The sequence below is a fragment of the Gracilimonas sp. B-17 genome (assembly GCF_056857935.1).
Genome location: NZ_JBSXOA010000011.1, coordinates 47092 through 64710 on the forward strand (window position 1 = coordinate 47092; position 17619 = coordinate 64710).

17 protein-coding genes are annotated in these 17619 nt (G+C 41.6%); 7 read left to right on the forward strand and 10 right to left on the reverse strand.

From position 1 onward, the window contains the following. Positions 1 to 69: 69 nt before the first annotated feature. The 9 genes from AC13FX_RS05050 to paaA all read right to left on the reverse strand — a co-directional run bounded on the left by AC13FX_RS05050 (position 70) and on the right by paaA (position 6362). Positions 70 to 363: a four helix bundle protein gene (locus tag AC13FX_RS05050; protein ID WP_482879408.1), complete on the reverse strand. Its 294-nt coding sequence runs from the start codon at positions 361 to 363 to the stop codon at positions 70 to 72. 39 nt (positions 364 to 402) lie between these two features. Continuing rightward, positions 403 to 816 carry a hydroxyphenylacetyl-CoA thioesterase PaaI gene (paaI, locus tag AC13FX_RS05055; protein WP_482879409.1) on the reverse strand — a complete coding sequence of 138 codons (414 nt, stop codon included), beginning with the start codon at positions 814 to 816 and terminating at the stop codon, positions 403 to 405. Between the two features lie 41 nt (positions 817 to 857). Further along, positions 858 to 2030, reverse strand: a complete 1173-nt coding sequence (locus tag AC13FX_RS05060) for a 3-hydroxyacyl-CoA dehydrogenase NAD-binding domain-containing protein (RefSeq protein WP_482879410.1) — start codon at positions 2028 to 2030, stop codon at positions 858 to 860. Positions 2031 to 2153: 123 nt separating this feature from the next. After that, positions 2154 to 2531 (reverse strand): DUF4260 domain-containing protein, encoded by a 378-nt coding sequence (locus AC13FX_RS05065; RefSeq protein ID WP_482879412.1) that lies wholly within the window; start codon positions 2529 to 2531, stop codon positions 2154 to 2156. Positions 2532 to 2640: 109 nt separating this feature from the next. Beyond that, positions 2641 to 3420: an enoyl-CoA hydratase-related protein gene (locus tag AC13FX_RS05070; RefSeq protein ID WP_482879413.1), complete on the reverse strand. Its 780-nt coding sequence runs from the start codon at positions 3418 to 3420 to the stop codon at positions 2641 to 2643. 120 nt (positions 3421 to 3540) lie between these two features. After that, positions 3541 to 4050: a 1,2-phenylacetyl-CoA epoxidase subunit PaaD gene (paaD, locus tag AC13FX_RS05075; RefSeq protein ID WP_482879414.1), complete on the reverse strand. Its 510-nt coding sequence runs from the start codon at positions 4048 to 4050 to the stop codon at positions 3541 to 3543. An 84-nt stretch (positions 4051 to 4134) separates the two neighbouring features. Next, a complete protein-coding gene (gene paaC / locus AC13FX_RS05080) occupies positions 4135 to 4920 on the reverse strand; it encodes a 1,2-phenylacetyl-CoA epoxidase subunit PaaC (RefSeq protein WP_482879415.1) in 786 nt (261 codons plus the stop codon). Between the two features lie 130 nt (positions 4921 to 5050). Continuing rightward, the gene (gene paaB, locus AC13FX_RS05085; protein WP_482879416.1) at positions 5051 to 5356 is read right to left on the reverse strand and encodes a 1,2-phenylacetyl-CoA epoxidase subunit PaaB; all 306 of its coding nucleotides are present in this window, start codon (positions 5354 to 5356) and stop codon (positions 5051 to 5053) included. A 61-nt stretch (positions 5357 to 5417) separates the two neighbouring features. Next, entirely contained in the window at positions 5418 to 6362 is a 945-nt protein-coding gene (paaA, locus tag AC13FX_RS05090) for a 1,2-phenylacetyl-CoA epoxidase subunit PaaA (RefSeq protein ID WP_482879417.1), read from the reverse strand. A gap of 127 nt (positions 6363 to 6489) precedes the next feature. Here paaA and hppD point away from each other — a divergent pair, with 127 nt between their 5' ends. Beyond that, positions 6490 to 7626, forward strand: coding sequence for a 4-hydroxyphenylpyruvate dioxygenase (gene hppD, locus AC13FX_RS05095; RefSeq protein ID WP_482879418.1), 1137 nt, complete (start codon positions 6490 to 6492; stop codon positions 7624 to 7626). Between the two features lie 83 nt (positions 7627 to 7709). After that, positions 7710 to 8867: a homogentisate 1,2-dioxygenase gene (locus AC13FX_RS05100; RefSeq protein WP_482879419.1), complete on the forward strand. Its 1158-nt coding sequence runs from the start codon at positions 7710 to 7712 to the stop codon at positions 8865 to 8867. Positions 8868 to 8908: 41 nt separating this feature from the next. On the opposite strand, the gene AC13FX_RS05105 is transcribed toward AC13FX_RS05100, so the two are convergent. Next, positions 8909 to 9370 carry a CBS domain-containing protein gene (locus AC13FX_RS05105; protein WP_482879420.1) on the reverse strand — a complete coding sequence of 154 codons (462 nt, stop codon included), beginning with the start codon at positions 9368 to 9370 and terminating at the stop codon, positions 8909 to 8911. A 207-nt stretch (positions 9371 to 9577) separates the two neighbouring features. Here AC13FX_RS05105 and AC13FX_RS05110 point away from each other — a divergent pair, with 207 nt between their 5' ends. The 5 genes from AC13FX_RS05110 to AC13FX_RS05130 all read left to right on the forward strand — a co-directional run bounded on the left by AC13FX_RS05110 (position 9578) and on the right by AC13FX_RS05130 (position 17585). After that, positions 9578 to 11368, forward strand: a complete 1791-nt coding sequence (locus tag AC13FX_RS05110; RefSeq protein WP_482879421.1) for a M61 family metallopeptidase — start codon at positions 9578 to 9580, stop codon at positions 11366 to 11368. A gap of 164 nt (positions 11369 to 11532) precedes the next feature. After that, positions 11533 to 12252, forward strand: coding sequence for a DUF305 domain-containing protein (locus AC13FX_RS05115; protein ID WP_482879422.1), 720 nt, complete (start codon positions 11533 to 11535; stop codon positions 12250 to 12252). Between the two features lie 58 nt (positions 12253 to 12310). Then, positions 12311 to 14332: an LVIVD repeat-containing protein gene (locus AC13FX_RS05120; protein WP_482879423.1), complete on the forward strand. Its 2022-nt coding sequence runs from the start codon at positions 12311 to 12313 to the stop codon at positions 14330 to 14332. Positions 14333 to 14479: 147 nt separating this feature from the next. Further along, positions 14480 to 15823: a M24 family metallopeptidase gene (locus AC13FX_RS05125; RefSeq protein ID WP_482879424.1), complete on the forward strand. Its 1344-nt coding sequence runs from the start codon at positions 14480 to 14482 to the stop codon at positions 15821 to 15823. A gap of 115 nt (positions 15824 to 15938) precedes the next feature. Then, the gene (locus AC13FX_RS05130; RefSeq protein ID WP_482879425.1) at positions 15939 to 17585 is read left to right on the forward strand and encodes a class I adenylate-forming enzyme family protein; all 1647 of its coding nucleotides are present in this window, start codon (positions 15939 to 15941) and stop codon (positions 17583 to 17585) included. Positions 17586 to 17619: the final 34 nt, after the last annotated feature.

Genomic DNA, 17619 nt, shown 5'->3' on the forward strand with positions numbered 1-17619 from the left:
TAGATAAAAGATTTAAGAGAATTTCTTGATTAGAGTAAAAATCATCTTTTGAATTTCTGATAAGTCAGACTAAATGGTTTTAAGTTGATCAGAGGATATATAACCAAGCTGTTGGCTAATCAATAATTGTGTTTCAAGTTCAGGGCAAGAGCCGAAAGAAATGTGTAAGAAATGACGAAATTCATTATCAGAGTTTCTTCCTGCACCTTCAGCTATATTAGAGCTGACTGAGACTGAGCAACGTCTCATTTGGGACACCATTCCAAACTTTTCCTCAGTAGAAAATTTTCTACTCAGATCATAGATTGATACTGCCAATTCAATTCCTTTTTCCCAAACGTCTAATTGCTTGTAATTATGCATTCTTAAGATCTTTCGTCTTTAATCTATAGTTTTACATCTCTATTGATGTGACTTACCAGTTCTGTAAACCGTGCCTCTAAACTCTGCCACTAATTCGTTATTCTGATTTGAAATACGGACCTTATAAACACCGATCGTTCTTCCATTTTGGATCTCTTCCGTCTCGGCAGTCAATGTATCTCCAGTATTCACTTTTTTTGTGAAATTTATATTATTCTCAAGTGCTAAAGAAACTGAACCGCGGGAATTGGATGCAAAAGCCAGGGCACTGTCTGCTAAAGAAAATGTTATTCCACCATGGCAAACTCCAAAACCATTGGTCATTTCCTGCCTTATTTTCATAGAGAGTTTGCAGTAGCCCGGCTCAGATTCCAAGACCTCAATTCCCATCCATTGGGAGAAGGGATCGTTTTGGAGCATGTTGTTGATGATGGGGTGTGTTTTTTTACTCATAGGTCTATATGTGAACTCAGAATTCTGATTTCTGACTTCTTTTATTCATAGAAACTCTTACCCTCAGCCACCATTTTCTTCAATAATGGATTAGGTCGGTATCGGTCTTCACGATACTCAACTTGAAGGGCTGTCATTCGGTCGAGCACATTTTTAAGTCCGATCTCATCGCCCCATTGTAATAAGCCTTTAGGGTAGTTTACACCATTCTGCATGGCCAGATCCACATCCTCAACCGAGGCGATGTTCATAAATACGGCATCACATGCTTCGTTGATGAGCATGGTCAGGATGCGATCAAATATCTCCTGCCCGATCTTTTCATCTTTATTGGGGGCAGGGTTTTTTGTTTCATCTTTATAGTTATAAAAACCACGGCCTGATTTTCTTCCGAGCCACCCGGCTTCGACCATACGTTTTTGAGCAAAAGAAGGGCGGAAACGCGGGTCGTAATAAAAGGCTTCAAAGACAGTGCTTGTGACTTCATAGTTCACATCATGCCCTATCAGGTCCATCAATTCAAACGGCCCCATTCGGAAACCTCCGATCACTTTCATAGCCCAATCAATGGTAGCGGCATCAGCAATACCTTCCTCGAAAATCCGAAGTGCTTCTCCATAAAATGGCCTTGCCACTCGATTTACAATAAATCCGGGGGTGTCTTTTCCTGAAACGGTGATCTTATTCCAGCTTTTTATGAATTCCTTGGTGGATTTAAAAATATCGTCATCCGTAGCAATTCCCGGAATGATCTCAACGAGTTTCATCAGAGGAGCAGGGTTGAAAAAGTGAACTCCTAAAAACCGTTCAGGTCTTTTCAAAGCTGAAGAAATAGCTGCTATTGAAAGTGACGAGGTATTAGAAGCTAAAACACAATCCCTTGAAACAATCCCTTCAAGTCGGGAGAATGTATCCTTTTTAATGTCAAGGTCTTCAACTATGGCTTCGATCACAAAGCCACATTCACCGAAATTGGTGATGTTGTCCACAAATTCTATGCGGTCAAGGATTCCGTTTACTTCATCTTGCGTCATCCGTTCTTTTTCTACCTGTCTTGCAAGGATGCTTTCCAGCCCGGATCTTGATTTTTCGAGTTGTTGAGGGTAAGCATCATACAGGTAAACATGATGGCCCTGAGTTGCTGCAACCTGTGCTATTCCAGTTCCCATTGTACCGGCTCCAATCACACCGACCTTCGTATCATTTGGTATCATAGAAAAATGTTTGATTAACGTCTGAAAAATCGCTTCCAAGATAATAAATCCAAAGCGGAATACTGTTTAAAATATGTACCAAAAATTGAGTTTAGCAGCTTTTAAAGTAAAAAAATAAGCTACTCAGTTCCCGATCCGACCGAGGTGTGTATGTTTAAAGTCGTCAGAAAACTTTAACCCATAACCGAATATGCGATCAAAAGCGGCATGACCAAGAAAAATGATACCAATAGCGAGTAACCAACCAACTTCAGTTATATAACCGATAAAGCCAATTGCGATCATGATTCCTTTATGGTGAAGAATATTATAAACCTTGGAACCAATGTTAGTATTGATCAAATAAGCAACAAATGAGACATCAGGGAGAAAAAAAAGAAGAGCAAACAGCCACAAACTATATGTGGTGGTCAATTCAAATAGGATTATGGATCCAATGAAGAGAGTCAGTTCTTCAAAAATCAGAAGTGTTTTTAAGGTTCTGTTAAGCTCAATTTTCATAACGGTCAATTTGTATTCGTTAAACCGCAGAGTACGCAACTGATATCCAAAAGTTTGCCTGGAAGTGTTCTTAATTTCAATGAAATATTGAGTTAGTATATCCCTGTCGCTAATTACCCTTAAATTCCGGTTTTCGTTTCTCTAAAAAAGCCTGGACGCCTTCATTATAATCATAAGTGTTTCCTGCTTCAGCTTGTAGTTTTGCTTCAAGCTTCATTTGTTCTTCCAGATCATTTGAAAAACCGGCATTGAATCCCCGTTTTGTGAGTCCAAATCCACGGGTTGGCATTTGAGATAGTTTTGAAGCAATAGCTTTGGCTTCATTCATGAATTCATCGGCAGGGTACGATCTCCAGATCATGCCCATTTCAACAGCTTCCTGTGCTGATACTTTTTCACCGAGAAAGGTTAACGCTGTTGCGCGGGCTAAGCCAATAAGTCTTGGTAAGATATAGGTTCCACCACTGTCGGGAATGAGACCTATTTGAGAAAAGGACTGAATGAATTTGGCTTCTTCACTGGCGATCACGATATCGCAGGCTAGTGCAATATTGGCTCCGGCCCCGGCTGCTGTTCCATTAACCGCACATACAACAGGTTTTTCCAATTCACGTATGCCCTTTATGATAGGAATGTAGGTATGATAAACGATCTCACTCAGGTCACGATCTGGATCATTAGAAACCTCAGTAGCCTCAGCAAGATCCTGTCCTGCACAAAATGCTCTGCCTATTCCGGTCAACAAAACACATCTTACCTTTTCATTCGATTCTGCCTCCAGGAGTGCTTCTTTCATTTGATCGGCCATCTCAAAGTTAAAGCTGTTGAGTTTATCCGGCCGATCTAATGTAATTGTAAAAACACCATTGGTAAGATTTGTTTTGATCACAGTTACTTGGATTATTTTATAGTTTAAACTACTGTATATAGAATTATTGTGTAAACAATATGGTCAGTATTGTTTTTTATATCAAATAAGTAGTTTTAAGATGAGGTCTGTGCAAGTAATTCAAATACACTTAAAATGCTCAAAAGGCTGCTCACAGTTGTTGCAATAATATTGTGATTTACAGGCAGTTGACCCAAACTGGCTAACTAATTCGGTTTCAAAAGAATCACAGAAGGGGCAGGGTACCACTTTGGTGCTTGATAAACTTTTCAGGAAATCATCTTCCTCTTCAGACTTATCAGGAGGAGCTATCCCATAATCCTTGAGTTTTGATCTGGCTTCATCTGTCATCCAGTCCGTAGTCCAGGTTTCAGCGAAATCGAGCTTTACAGTATAATTCACTACGCCCCGTTCTTCCAGTTTTTCATTCACCAATTTCTCAATGGCATTCATAGCCGGACACCCGGAATAGGTAGGAGTGATCTTTACTAAAACCTGACCTTTCTCATCCACCTCAACCTTCCGCGCGATCCCCATTTCCACGATATTCAACACAGGGATTTCAGGATCGGTAACTTCCTTAAGAAAGTCCCAGATCTGCTCTTCAGTATATAGTTGGGTAGTTGTCATTAATAGTAGTTAGATGTTAGATGAAAGATAAAAGACGATTCCGGATGAAGGCTTACATCTCTCGTCTAAAATCTTAAATCTATTTTATTTCCACTCAGCATCAGGATAGGAACGTCGTAAAAACTGCATTTGTGCCAACATATGTCCTAAATGTTCGGTGTGAATTCCTTTCCGGCTTCCACTCATCATGAACTGATCCCAATCAGGAACAGACAGGGTGGCTTCAGTTAAAGTGTCTTCTACCAAATTCTTCCATTCGTCCTTGAACTCAGATGAATCAACACCCATTCCTTCTTTAATCATGAGATCATCTACTTCATCCATGTAGAAAAGTTCATCGGTATACATCCAGAGCTCATCGAATGATTCCTGAATTCTGTTATGACTTTCCTCAGTTCCATCACCCAAACGAAGGACCCACTCGCGGGAATGTCTAAGGTGATACTTGATCTCTTTCAGGTGCTTATTGATCATTCCTGCAAATTGCTCGTCCTTTGCCTCTTTCAGCCTTTCGTATTGGAAATAACTGAATGCACTGAATAAAAATTGCCGGGCAATGGTAAATCCGAAATCGCCTTTGGGTAGCTCACAAAGCTGGAGGTTCGTGAAATCGCGGTCATCACGGAAGTAAGCAAAATAGTCTTCATCATGTCCTTCACCTTCGATCTCTGCGGCATACTCATACAATGCTGTGGCATGCCCAATAAGATCTAAAGCCATATTGGCCATAGCCAGATCTTCTTCAAGCTGAGGTCCGTGCCCACACCATTCGGACATTCTTTGTCCTAAAATAAGACGATCATCAGCTAACCTGAGTAAATAGACTAGGAAAGCTTCTTTTTTTGTCAATTCTTTTGTTTCAGTAGTCATGAGTGTTTTATCAATTTCTTAAGTAAAACCTTCAAGCGTCTGGAAGACCTTGAAGCGTTTGGTTTAAGGCTTTCATACTTTTACCCGCAACGCTCACAGGATCTATCGAACGCTGCAAGGTTGCTCCAATCTAAGACCTTTTCTTAACGGCTCTTGGAACACTGTAAAATTGCGGGTGCCGATATGGTTTATCATTAGCAGGGTCAAAAAACGGTCCCATATCATCAGGTGTTGAAGCAGTTATGTGCTTTGATTCAACAACCCAGATACTTACCCCTTCATTTCTACGGGCATAGGTATCACGGGCATTTTGGAGAGCCATCTCTTTATCTGATGCATGGAGACTTCCTGCATGCTCATGGGGTTTTCCTGATTTTGGTTGAGTAAAGACCTCCCAAAGTGGCCAATTGTCTTTATTGGAATTATTGTCTGACATTTAAATTCTTGATTTCAAATTAAAATAGAAGGGTCAGAACTCAGAATTTTCTGAGTCCTTTTTATGATGCTTTTTCCTGACTTAATTTCTTCTTACGAGCATAAGCATTGGCAGCTTGACGTACCCACTCACCATTTTCGTGAGCCGATCGTCTCGCTTTTATTCGGTCACGGTTCATGACCCCATTTCCTTTTACAACATCCCAGAATTCATCCCAGGGAATATCTCCAAAATCCCAATGCCCGGTTTCTTCATTATACTTTAGGTCAGGATCAGGAATTTCAAGCCCGATAGCGTCTGCTTCCATGACCATTCGGTCAACATAATGCTGGCGTAGTTCGTCATTGGTCTTAAGTTTGACCTGCCATTTGATGAGTTCTGCACTGTTTGGGGAATCAGTATCATGTGGTCCGAACATCATAAGGCTGGGCCACCACCATCGGTCAACGGAGTCCTGAGCCATTTTTTGCTGCTCCGGTGTTCCTGAAGCCATCTTTGCGATCATTTCGTAACCTTGCTTCTTATGGAAGCTTTCTTCCTTGCAGATACGAACATTGGCTCGGGAATACGGGCCATATGATGAGCGGGCAAGCATGGTTTGATTTACGATTGCAGCCCCATCCACTAACCACCCGATAGCACAGATGTCAGCATAGGTCATAGTAGGATAATTGAAGATACTTGAATACTTGGCACTGCCATAGAGATACTGATCTACGAGCTCATCTCTTTCAATACCCAATGTTTCTGTCGCACTGTATAAATATAGTCCATGCCCTGCCTCATCCTGCACTTTAGCCAGCAGTACGAGTTTCCTTTTAAGTGATGGAGCTCTTTCAATCCAATTGCCTTCGGGAAGCATACCTACGATCTCAGAGTGAGCATGCTGACTCATCATTCTAATTAGTTGCTGCCTATACCGTTTCGGCATCCAATCTTTGGGTTCAATTTTCTCTCCCGCATCGATGCGAGCTTGAAATTCGTCTAACTTTTCTTGATTCTCCATGTGGAAGCGCTTTTTTATTTTGTAAATTAAACAATACGAGCCTTACAATCATTCGAAAGATAGTTTAAAATCGTTAAAAAACGGAAAGGCGCATTAAGCTAATTAAAACAAAAGAGAATAAAGTAAAATGGCTGGAAAGCAAGATACTCTGAAACGACCCGTAGAAGAAAAATTCGATGATCATCTTGGTTTGCAGGATGTTGATTATGTTGAACACTATGTAAATAATGCCAAGCAGGCTGCTCACTTTTACATCACTGCTTACGGCTTTGAGCTAAAGGCGTACTCCGGTTTAGAGACCGGGATCCGTGACCGGGCATCATATTACCTGGAACAAGGTAATATACGGTTCGTACTTTCAAGCCCCTTGAATAGCGATTCACCTATAGCCAAATTCATTTACAAACATGGTGATGGGATCAAGGATATTGCCATGCATGTAGAAGATGTTGATCGTGCTTTCAACGAATCCGTTAAGCGTGGTGCAGAGCCCGTGCTGGAGCCTCATGATATGAAAGATGACCATGGTAAAATCCGCAAAGCTGCTATAAAAACCTACGGTGATGTGATCCACTCATTTATTGATCGTTCAAATTATGAGGGTCTGTTCATGCCTGGATTTCAACCTAAGGAAAGCCTTGTGAAAACAGAATCAGTCGGGATTCAATTTGTAGATCATTGCGTAGGTAACGTTGAATTGGGGCAAATGGAACGCTGGGTCGATTTTTATCGGGATGTTCTTGGATTTACCCAATACATTAGTTTTGACGACAAGGATATTTCCACTGAATATTCGGCTTTAATGAGTCGAGTTATGGCAGGGGGGCGCGGGATGATAAAATTCCCTATCAACGAACCGGCTGACGGTAAGAAAAAATCACAGATCGAAGAGTATCTTGATTTCTTTGAAGGACCCGGGGTTCAGCACGTGGCTATGCTTACCGGGGACATCATTGACACAGTAAGTAAACTTCGTGATCGTGGAGTTGAGTTTCTTACGGTACCAACCACTTACTATGAAGAACTCGAAGACCGCGTTGGTAAGATCGATGAACCGATCGATAAGCTAGCAGAACTGGGTATTTTGGTAGACAGAGATGATGAAGGGTATCTGCTGCAGATCTTTACAAAACCCGTAGTGGATCGTCCTACTTTGTTTTATGAGATCATACAGCGTAAAGGAGCCCGCGGTTTTGGGAAAGGTAATTTTAAAGCCCTTTTTGAAGCTATAGAACGTGAACAAGACCTGAGAGGCAATCTGTAAGAAATTCAAAATTCAAGATGAAAAATGAATTATGGATCAGTCCCATTTTTCATTTTTAACTTTTCATTTTTAACTCAACAACTATGTACTATCACGCATTAGGTAAGATCCCGCACAAACGACATACGGTATTTCGCAGAGAGGATGGCGAGCTTTATACTGAGGAATTGTTCGGTGCAGAGGGGTTTCATGGAAACAGTTCGCTGCTTTATCACGATAATATGCCAACCCGGGTAAGTAAGATAGAGGAAGGAGCAAAGGTTGAGGTTAAGAAGGCAGATGAAAAGACTCTGAGGCATCGTTTGCTGAAGACCAAGGATGTTCCTGCCGGGGGTGATCCTATTACTGGACGTAAGGTGCTGATGTTCAATAATGATATTCAGATAGGTGTGGCACGACCGACAGATAGCATGGATTACTTCTATCGTAACGGGGAGCATGACGAATTGCTTTTTATTCATGAAGGAGAAGGACATGTTCAATCCGTATTCGGGCGTCTTGATTTTGGCTGGGGCGACTACATTTACTTACCTAGAGGTACAACCTACCAGATCAATTTTGAGTCAGAGGATGCGAGGTATTTATTTGCGGACTCCACAGGTCCTATTGACTTTCCAAAGCGATATCTGTCTGAAATGGGACAGTTCATGGAAAATTCTCCTTTCTGTGAAAGAGATTTCAGGTTACCCTCTGAGCAGTTATTCTTTCCGGAGGAAGGAGAGTTTGAGATCCGGATAAAAAAAGGAGGTCGGTTTCATCATTACACAGTGGATCATCATCCTTGTGATGTAGTCGGATGGGATGGTTACTTGTATCCCTGGATCTTTAATATTCGCGATTTTGAACCTATTACAGGCCGCATTCACCAACCACCTCCGGTACATCAAACTTTCAGGGGGCATAACTATGTAGTTTGCAGTTTTTGCCCGCGTAAATTTGATTATCATCCTGATTCAATTCCCGCGCCTTATAATCATTCCAATGTAGACTCAGATGAGATGATATACTATGTGGAGGGTGATTTTATGAGCCGTAAAGGCATTGGTTATGCAGATATCACGCTTCACCCGGGGGGCATTCCTCATGGTCCTCAGCCCGGTAAAGCTGAAGCCAGCATTGGTGCCGAGGAAACAGATGAGTATGCGGTAATGATCGATACCTTTCACCCAATGTACGTTACTGAAGAAGCTATGAGGCTGGATGATCCAAGTTATCCATACTCCTGGCTTGATGATGAGTAACAGGCACTACTTACTTTGGGAAATTTAGAAAATCCGAGTGATCAACTCCAGGTTTCGTTTCTAAGAGAATCGACAGCCACCATGACATCATATTGACTGATCTGTCCTACAAGTTTCCCATTGTCAACAACAGGGAAACGGCGTAGCCTCAGTTTCAGGAATTTTTGTGCAACGTCAATGATATTTTCGTTCGAGCTTACAGTAATTGGGTCCGGAGTCATGTATTCGCTTACAATACCGTTGAGCTCAGGGGTATTGGTATATTTGCCCCTGACCACCTGTTTAACACAATCCCCCTCAGACACGATGCCTACAAGTTCACCTTCATCATTCACAACGGGTCCACCTGAGAAACCGTGCTTAACAAGAGTATGAAGCACCTGTCCCATGGAGTCATCCGGTGAAAATGTGATCAGCTTTTTGGTCATGAAATCCTTGACCTGTGTAGCCTGATTCTTGAATTTAGGCCTTTTCTTTTTTGGAGCTTGATAACTTTTAACCATAATTGAATCCCCTTCTGTTTAATTGTTACATAACGTAAAAAGCAATTTTTATCTGTTTATTGCAATAACCACTAGGTGTGATTTTTTATTGGATATTTTGCGGTCACAGCCAATTTGCTTTTTCAAATGTTTTACGTGTTAGCTCTTTGCGTCTGAATAAAACTCTCTTCATATTGCCTTTTTTCCTTCAACTCAATAAACCATGTCATGAGAAAAGTATCAACAGCCCTGTTTTTTTCTATTATTCTAATCTTGTCTGCAAGGGCTCAAACAGTGACCCAGTATAATATTTCGTTTGAAAATGCTGTACACCATGAAGCAGAGATCCGCATAGAGTTCTCAAATCTTGAGGATAAAGTTCTTGAGCTGAGAATGAGCCGAACTTCACCCGGACGGTATGCACTGCATGAGTTTGCCAAGAACGTTTATGGAGTAAAGGCAACAGACAGTGAAGGTAATGAGTTGGAGGTGACAAGACCAAATCCACACCAATGGAATGTTAGCGGCCATGATGGTATCGTATATTTTGAATATACATTATTTGCCAATCGTGGGGATGGTACTTACTCACAGATCGATGAAACCCATGCACACCTCAATATGCCGGCAACTTTTGCCTGGGCAAGAGGCTATGAGCATCGGCCTATTGAAGTCCACTTTAATATCCGTAAAGATCTGAACTGGAAGATAGCAACTCAATTAAAGCCATTGACAGAAACTAAATTTTATGCACCGGATCTGTATTATTTTTTGGACAGCCCTGTAGAAATTGCGGATCTGTATAAACGATCTGCCAGGATAGGTGATCAAACAATAAAGATGGCTCTACATACTCGATCTACTGAAGCAGAAGTCGATGAATATTTCAGCAAGGTTATGGCCATTGTAAAGGAACAGGTAGAGGTTTTCGGGGAACTTCCAGATCTCGATTTTGGAGAATATGTCTTTCTGAATTGTTTTTTGCCCAATGCCAGTGGTGATGGAATGGAGCATAGAAATTCGACGGTTGTTACGAACTCAAAGCCATTAGAAAGACAACTTGGTGAAACCAGTATTGGGACGATATCTCATGAATTTGTACACACCTGGAATGTAGAACGCATACGTCCGGCAAGTCTGGAACCTTTCAATTTTGAAGAAGCCAATATGAGCGGAGAGCTATGGTTTGCCGAGGGATTTACCAGCTACTACACTAATCTGATCCTGACAAGGGCAGGTATTAGAACACATGAAGAGTATGTGGAAGGCTTGGCCGGTGGCATCAATTATGTATTCAACCATCCGGGGAGGCAATATTTTGATCCGGTAGAGATGAGTTATCAGGCCCCGTTTGTAGATGCAGCCCGTTCGGTGGATCCTGTGAACCGTGAGAACACCTTCATTTCATACTATACTTATGGCAGTGTTCTGGGGCTTGCTCTTGATCTTTCACTTCGGACACTTGATGGTAATAAGAATCTTGATGATTTCATGAAGCTTATGTGGGAGAAATATGGTAAAACCGAGGTCCCCTATACTAACAGAGACATTGAAGCTACCCTGAGAGAATATGCCGGACAGGATTTTGCAACCGAATTCTTTGAAAAATATATCTTTGATAGTCAGATGCCTGATTATAGGTCTTTACTGTCTCAAATGGGGGTTCATTTTGGAAAAGCTAATCCGGGAAAAGCAAGTTTAGGTACTGATATTCGCATTCAAAATGGTATTGGTATCTTAAGAAGTAATGCGATCAAAGGTTCTCCGATATATAATGCCGGAATTGAAGCTACAGATGAGATCATTTCTATTTCAGGTAAGCAATTAAAGAGCGTTGCTGATGTGGAAGAAATTCTAAATGATCATAAACCCGGTGATACGATCAAAGTTACATTCAGAAGATGGGGAGAGATTAAGTCTGCCATGGTTACCCTTATTGAGGATTCAGCATATCTAACGAGAGTAACAAATGAAATAAGTGCGACTGAAAAGAAAAAAAGATCTGAATGGTTGGATTGATCTTATTATAACAAAAGCAGGTCCCGTACGTAGATGGTACTGATCAGGTTAAAGAAAACCGAATGTATAACATGCTTTAGAAATGGTTTTTCATCAAGAATGACCTTATAATATCTGCCTGAGAAAAAATGATGCAACAAATTTAAGTTATGGATAAGGTGAAAATGAGTAGCAAAAAGATTTCAGTGATCTCCAAGATCACGGTTTTGTCATTTTTAATGATTGGTAGTATAGCTTGTAAAAGCACAGAGAGTACAACCTCACAAATGTCTTCTGCTGAAGCTCAGACTACGTCGGGAATGAACGAAGCGGAGATGGAAGAATTATTTTGGGCACGACAGGATAGTGCCCGCATGAATTTTACCGAGGATGATGTCAAATTCATGACCGGTATGATCGCACATCATTCGCAGGCCTTGATCATGTCTCGTCTGGCACCGGAAAACGGAGCAAGTTCACAGGTTCAGACCCTCGCCGCAAGGATAATAAATGCGCAGAAAGATGAGATCAGTCTTATGCAGACCTGGCTCAGAGATCGGGAACAACCGGTTCCTGAAGTGCATATTGAAGGTCTTAAAATGATGGTTCACGGATTAGGGGAAGATCATATGAAAATGGATCACACCAATATGATGGGCATGCTTTCACCACAGCAACTACAGGAATTAAGTGAGGCCCGGGGAAAAGATTTTGACCGCTTATTTTTAAAATACATGATAGAGCATCACAAAGGGGCCGTTCATATGGTTACAGAGCTTTTCAACACGGATGGTGCAACCCGGGATGAGGCCGCCTTCAGACTGGCCAGTGATATTCAAGTTGATCAAAGAACTGAGATCGCCAGGATGCAACTAATGCTGGATAATATCACAGCCTCTAATTAATAAATTAATGGGTTTATCAATCAAATTTAACAATAACAACAACACACACAATCAACGTATGAAGAAAACCATTACAAACTTGAACTCATCCAAAGTGATGAGGAAATCTAATGTAATACTGGCGTTTTTAGTTAGTATGATTTTTGGCTTTTATGCTTGTTCGTCATCATCTATGGTAGACGATAATAAAACAGTGGAACCAGCTATTCAGCCCAAAGCCATGACAGAAGTAACACCTCCAACACCTGACCCTCGGGTAGGTCTGGGAGCAGGACTATTTGATGCTGAAGAGGCGATCTGGAACATGGAACTTGTTTCACAAAAAAGGCCACCGGCAGATTTTGTTGGGGTAACCAACTCTGACCTTGCATTCAAAGACAATTATGTTTTTCAGGGTAATTACAATGGGGTGATAGTATGGGACGTTTCAAACCCAAGGTCACCTGAATTAGTAACTGACTATCTCTGTCCAGCTTCACAAAGTGATGTTTCTGTTTATGGGAACCTGCTTTTTGTATCTGGAGAGGGGTTTGGCGGTCGAATTGACTGCGGTACCGAAGGTGTTGAAGATCGCGTAAGTGAAGAACGACTCAGAGGACTTCGTATCTTTGATATAACAAATGTAGAAGAGCCTGAGTATGTTGCAAATGTGCAAACATGCCGCGGTTCGCATACACATTCCGTACTTAAAGATCCAAATGATGATGAGAACGTATATGTTTATATCTCAGGTTCAGCTCCGGTACGTCCGGAAGAAGAATTACCGGGTTGCGTGAATGCACTTCCGGATGATGATCCAAATTCAGCTTTGTTCAGAATTGAAGTCATCAAAGTGCCACTGAATAACCCGGAGGAATCTGCCATTGTAAACTCACCAAGGATCTTCGAAGACCTTGAAGCTGCTCCAACTCATGGACTTGCTCCTGCTGATCTTGCAGCAATTGAAGAAGCTCGTGAATCTGGTGCTTTTGTAGTAGAATTGGGTGGTCAGCCTCGTGTACTTCCGGATCGTTTTGTAAATCAGTTGATCGGAAATGTAATGCAGCAGCGAGGAAATGATACCGGTACCCCAACGGCAGCAGACAGTGCGGCACTAAGGGAGCAACTGCCTGATATGATCGCACAGATGTTTGGTGGCGGTGACGATGACATGGACAACAGAGGTCCAAACCAATGCCATGATATCACCCTGTATCCGGAGATCGGATTAGCCGGTGGTGCCTGTGAGGGTTATGGATTGTTACTTGATATTACTGATCCGGTCAATCCTAAACGTATTGATGCAGTAGCTGATTCAAACTTCTCATACTGGCATTCAGCCACATTCAGTAACGATGGCAACAAAGTAATGTTTACTGATGAGTGGGGTGGCGGTGGTCAGCCTAAGTGTCGTGAAACAGATCCTACTGAATGGGGTGCAAATGCTATCTTTACCATTAATAATGGCAAGATGGAATTTGAGAGTTACTATAAATTGCCGGCGCCACAATCTGTAAATGAAAATTGTGTAGCTCACAATGGATCACTGATACCGGTACCCGGGCGTGAGGTTATGGTTCAATCATGGTATCAGGGTGGTATCTCAATATTTGACTGGACAGACCCAAGCAATCCTGTAGAGATCGCTTACCATGACAGAGGTCCTGTTGATGGAACTCAAATGGCCATGGGTGGAAGCTGGTCGGTTTACTGGTATAATGGCATGATCGTAAACTCTGAGATCGCACGTGGTCTCGATATATTTATGCTTGAGCCAAGTCCTTATCTCACTCAAAATGAGATCGATGCAGCCAATACAGTTACATTTGAATACCTTAACGCACAGGGTCAGCCAAAACTTGAATGGCCGACCACCTATGCGCTGGCTAAAGCATATGTTGATCAGCTCGACAGAGATAATGGATTGAGTAATGCAGATATTGCATCACTGAGATCCGGGATCTACTCTGCTGAAAATTCACGTAATACCAGAGTGTTAAGAGAACTGGCAGGCAATATTGAAGGGAAAGCAGGTTCATCATCACAGCCTGAGAAGGTAAGAACCCTTGCAAAAACGTTAAGAGAACTGGCTTCTATGTAAGCTGAAACTCTTATGAATAATATTATGATCCCGCACAGATCTTGATCTGTGCGGGATTTTTTTTACCATATGTTAAAGCCTGATAAGGAATTGCACCTCTGAATTTTACTCTTCATATTCAGCAAAACTCAACACAAACAGAACAGCATGAAGAAAGCCATTCTACTTTTACTTGTTTCTCTTTTGACACTACCAATATTTGCACAAGACCACCCCAAGATCCTCAGTATGAGAGACAGAGCAGTAGTGATCGATGATTTGCTGAAAGACAGGGTAGAAAATATCCTGCCCGGCCTTATGGAGAGAACCGGAATTGATATGTGGGTGATCGTATCACGGGAGTACAACGAAGACCCTGTGATCAAAACGTTTTTACCGGCTACCTGGCATGCAGCACGGCGACGTACCATTTTGGTAATGCACAACCTGGGAAATGGAAAAGTTGAGACCCTTGCCGTTGCCCGATATGATGTAGGGGATATGTTCAAGAAAGCCTGGGATCCGGAAGAAGAACCTGACCAATGGAAAAGGCTGGCTGAGATCATAAAAGAACGTGATCCGGACAAGATCGGCATTAATATTTCAGAGATCTGGGGGCATGCAGATGGATTGGTGGTGACCGATCATGAAGAGATGAAAGCAGCCATAGGTGAAAAATATTCGAATCGACTGGTCTCAGCTGAGAAACTGGCAGTTGGATGGCTGGAGACTAGAACCCCCAGGGAAATGCAGATATATCCTCAGATCGTAAGAATTGCTCATGAGATCATTGCTGAAGGTTTTTCAGACCGAGTCATTCAACCGGGAGTGACAACGACTGATGATGTTGTATGGTGGTTCAGGGAAAGGATCAGAGAGCTAAAATTGATCACATGGTTTCATCCAAGTGTTTCCATTCAAAGAGCTGACCCTGAATCATTTGATCATCTCAGAACATTTGATAGCCGTCCGGGAGATAATGTGATATTGCCGGGAGATCTCTTACATGTAGACTTTGGTATTAAGTACCTGAGATTAAATACTGATACACAGCAGCATGCATATATTTTGAAACCGGGGGAAACAGAGGTGCCGGTTTATTTGAAAAAAGCCTTTGATAATGCTAACAGGTTGCAGGATATCTTCACCAATAATTTTGAGGAAGGCAGAACGGGTAATGAAGTATTGGCGATGTCGAGACAGGAAGCAATTGATGAAGGTCTTAAACCAAGTATATACACTCATCCCCTTGGGTATCATGGGCACGCTGCTGGAACCACTTTAGGTATGTGGGATGCTCAGGGCGGAGTACCGGGAGATGGCGACTATCCTTTGAACTTAAATACAGCTTACTCCATCGAATTAAACAATGCTACCTATATAGAAGAATGGGGAAAGGAAATACGGATCATGCTAGAGGAAGATGCTTACTTTGACAGCACCGGGGTTTGGTATATTGATGGGCGTCAGAAACAGATCATGACCATACCAAGAACGCCGGCTAAACAATGATGTATAAACATTGAAAATTGATTTTTAAGCAAGGTGTCACTTATTTACCTGAAAAGTTAGCTTGCCTTTCAGGTGAACATCCGCTACACTTTTAACTAAAAATTGTTGGAATAATATGAGGTTCAACAACTTAGAAGAAAAGATAAACCATGCGAGGGATCTGGAAGAAAGGCCTGAAAACCTAAATACTGACTTTCCTAAATTGCTTGAAAGGGGAAAGTTTAATGAAAAAACATTTTTAAGCTATTGGGATTCTGATCAAAACAGGGTTGAGATATCTTATGCAGACTTTTATAAGCATGTAACAAGAACGGTAAGGTTTTTTAGATCGAAAGGTCTTAATGAAGGTGACAAAATTGCTACTATCTCACATAATCACTGGCATACGGTGGTTCAATATTTTGCAGCCTGGTATTATGGCCTGGTTGCCGTTCCGGTGAATCTGGGAGAGGATGATGGAAGGATCGCTTACATATTGGAAAATGCAGAGGTAAAGCTGGCATTGGTAAGAAATACCTATCTCGAACGCATCCAGCACATTAAAAATGAGAATGGATCTTTAAAGGACCTGTTTTTGGTTGCCTGCGATGATGACCCTCAATGTTTTCAGATAAATGAAGGTGACACACCTGAAAAGACCCGGAATATAGAGAGTGATGCACTAATAGTATTCACTTCAGGTACAACCGGCAACCCAAAAGGGGTGGTTCTTACACAGCGAAATCTGCTAGAGGATGCCAGGGCAATATCTCAATGGCATAACATTGATGGTCAAACAAAAATGATGTGTGTGTTGCCAATACATCATGTCAATGGAACCGTGGTTACAATGATAACACCCTTCTTTGTTGGAGGGTCAACCGTATTGAATGAAAAGTTCAGTGCCGGGAAATTTTTTCAAATTGTTGAAAAGGAAAGTGTACATATTGTCAGTGTGGTTCCAACTTTGCTACAGTATCTAACAAGTTATTATGAAGACAGAAAAACGCCGGAAGTAAGATCCCTCCATCATATCATATGTGGTGCCGGTCCCTTGACAGTTCAAGTGGCACAGAATTTTGAAGAAAGGTTCAATGTGCCAATTATACATGGGTATGGATTGTCAGAAACAACCTGTTACTCCTGCTTTCTTCCCGTGGAACAACCTAAAAATGAACATGAAAAATGGATGCGTGACTTTGGATATCCTAGTATTGGTATACCGATACCGGCAAATGAAATGGATATTCAGGATGAAGCAGGTCAATCTGTACCTGAAGGTGAAAGAGGAGAGATCGTTATTCGTGGAGTGAATGTCATGAAGGGATATTTCAATAATATTGAAGCGAATGAATCAGCGTTTAAGAATGGATGGTTCAGAAGTGGTGATGAAGGGTTTGTAAAAAAGGATGATAAAGGTAATAGGTATTTTTTTATTATAGGACGGTTGAAGGAATTGATCATCCGTGGGGGAGTCAATTTATCACCTCTTGAGATTGATGAAGTGATCAATAAAGCTCCGGGTGTTAAAGCCGGAATTGCAGTTGGATTTGAGAACGATTGGTACGGAGAAGAAGTTGGGGCCTATGTACAATTAAAAGATGGAGCAAAACCTGACAAAGAATCAATTCTTGATCATTGTCACGATCAATTACCATATTCTAAAGCCCCAAAAGTGGTAGTTTTTGGTTCCGAAATGCCTGTTACTTCCACAGGTAAATATCAGCGACTAAAAGTGGCGCATTTATTTAAAGACTGGAAAAATACCCAGTTTAGAAAATAGCGTTTATAAATTTAATAGTAATTGTGGGTTACAG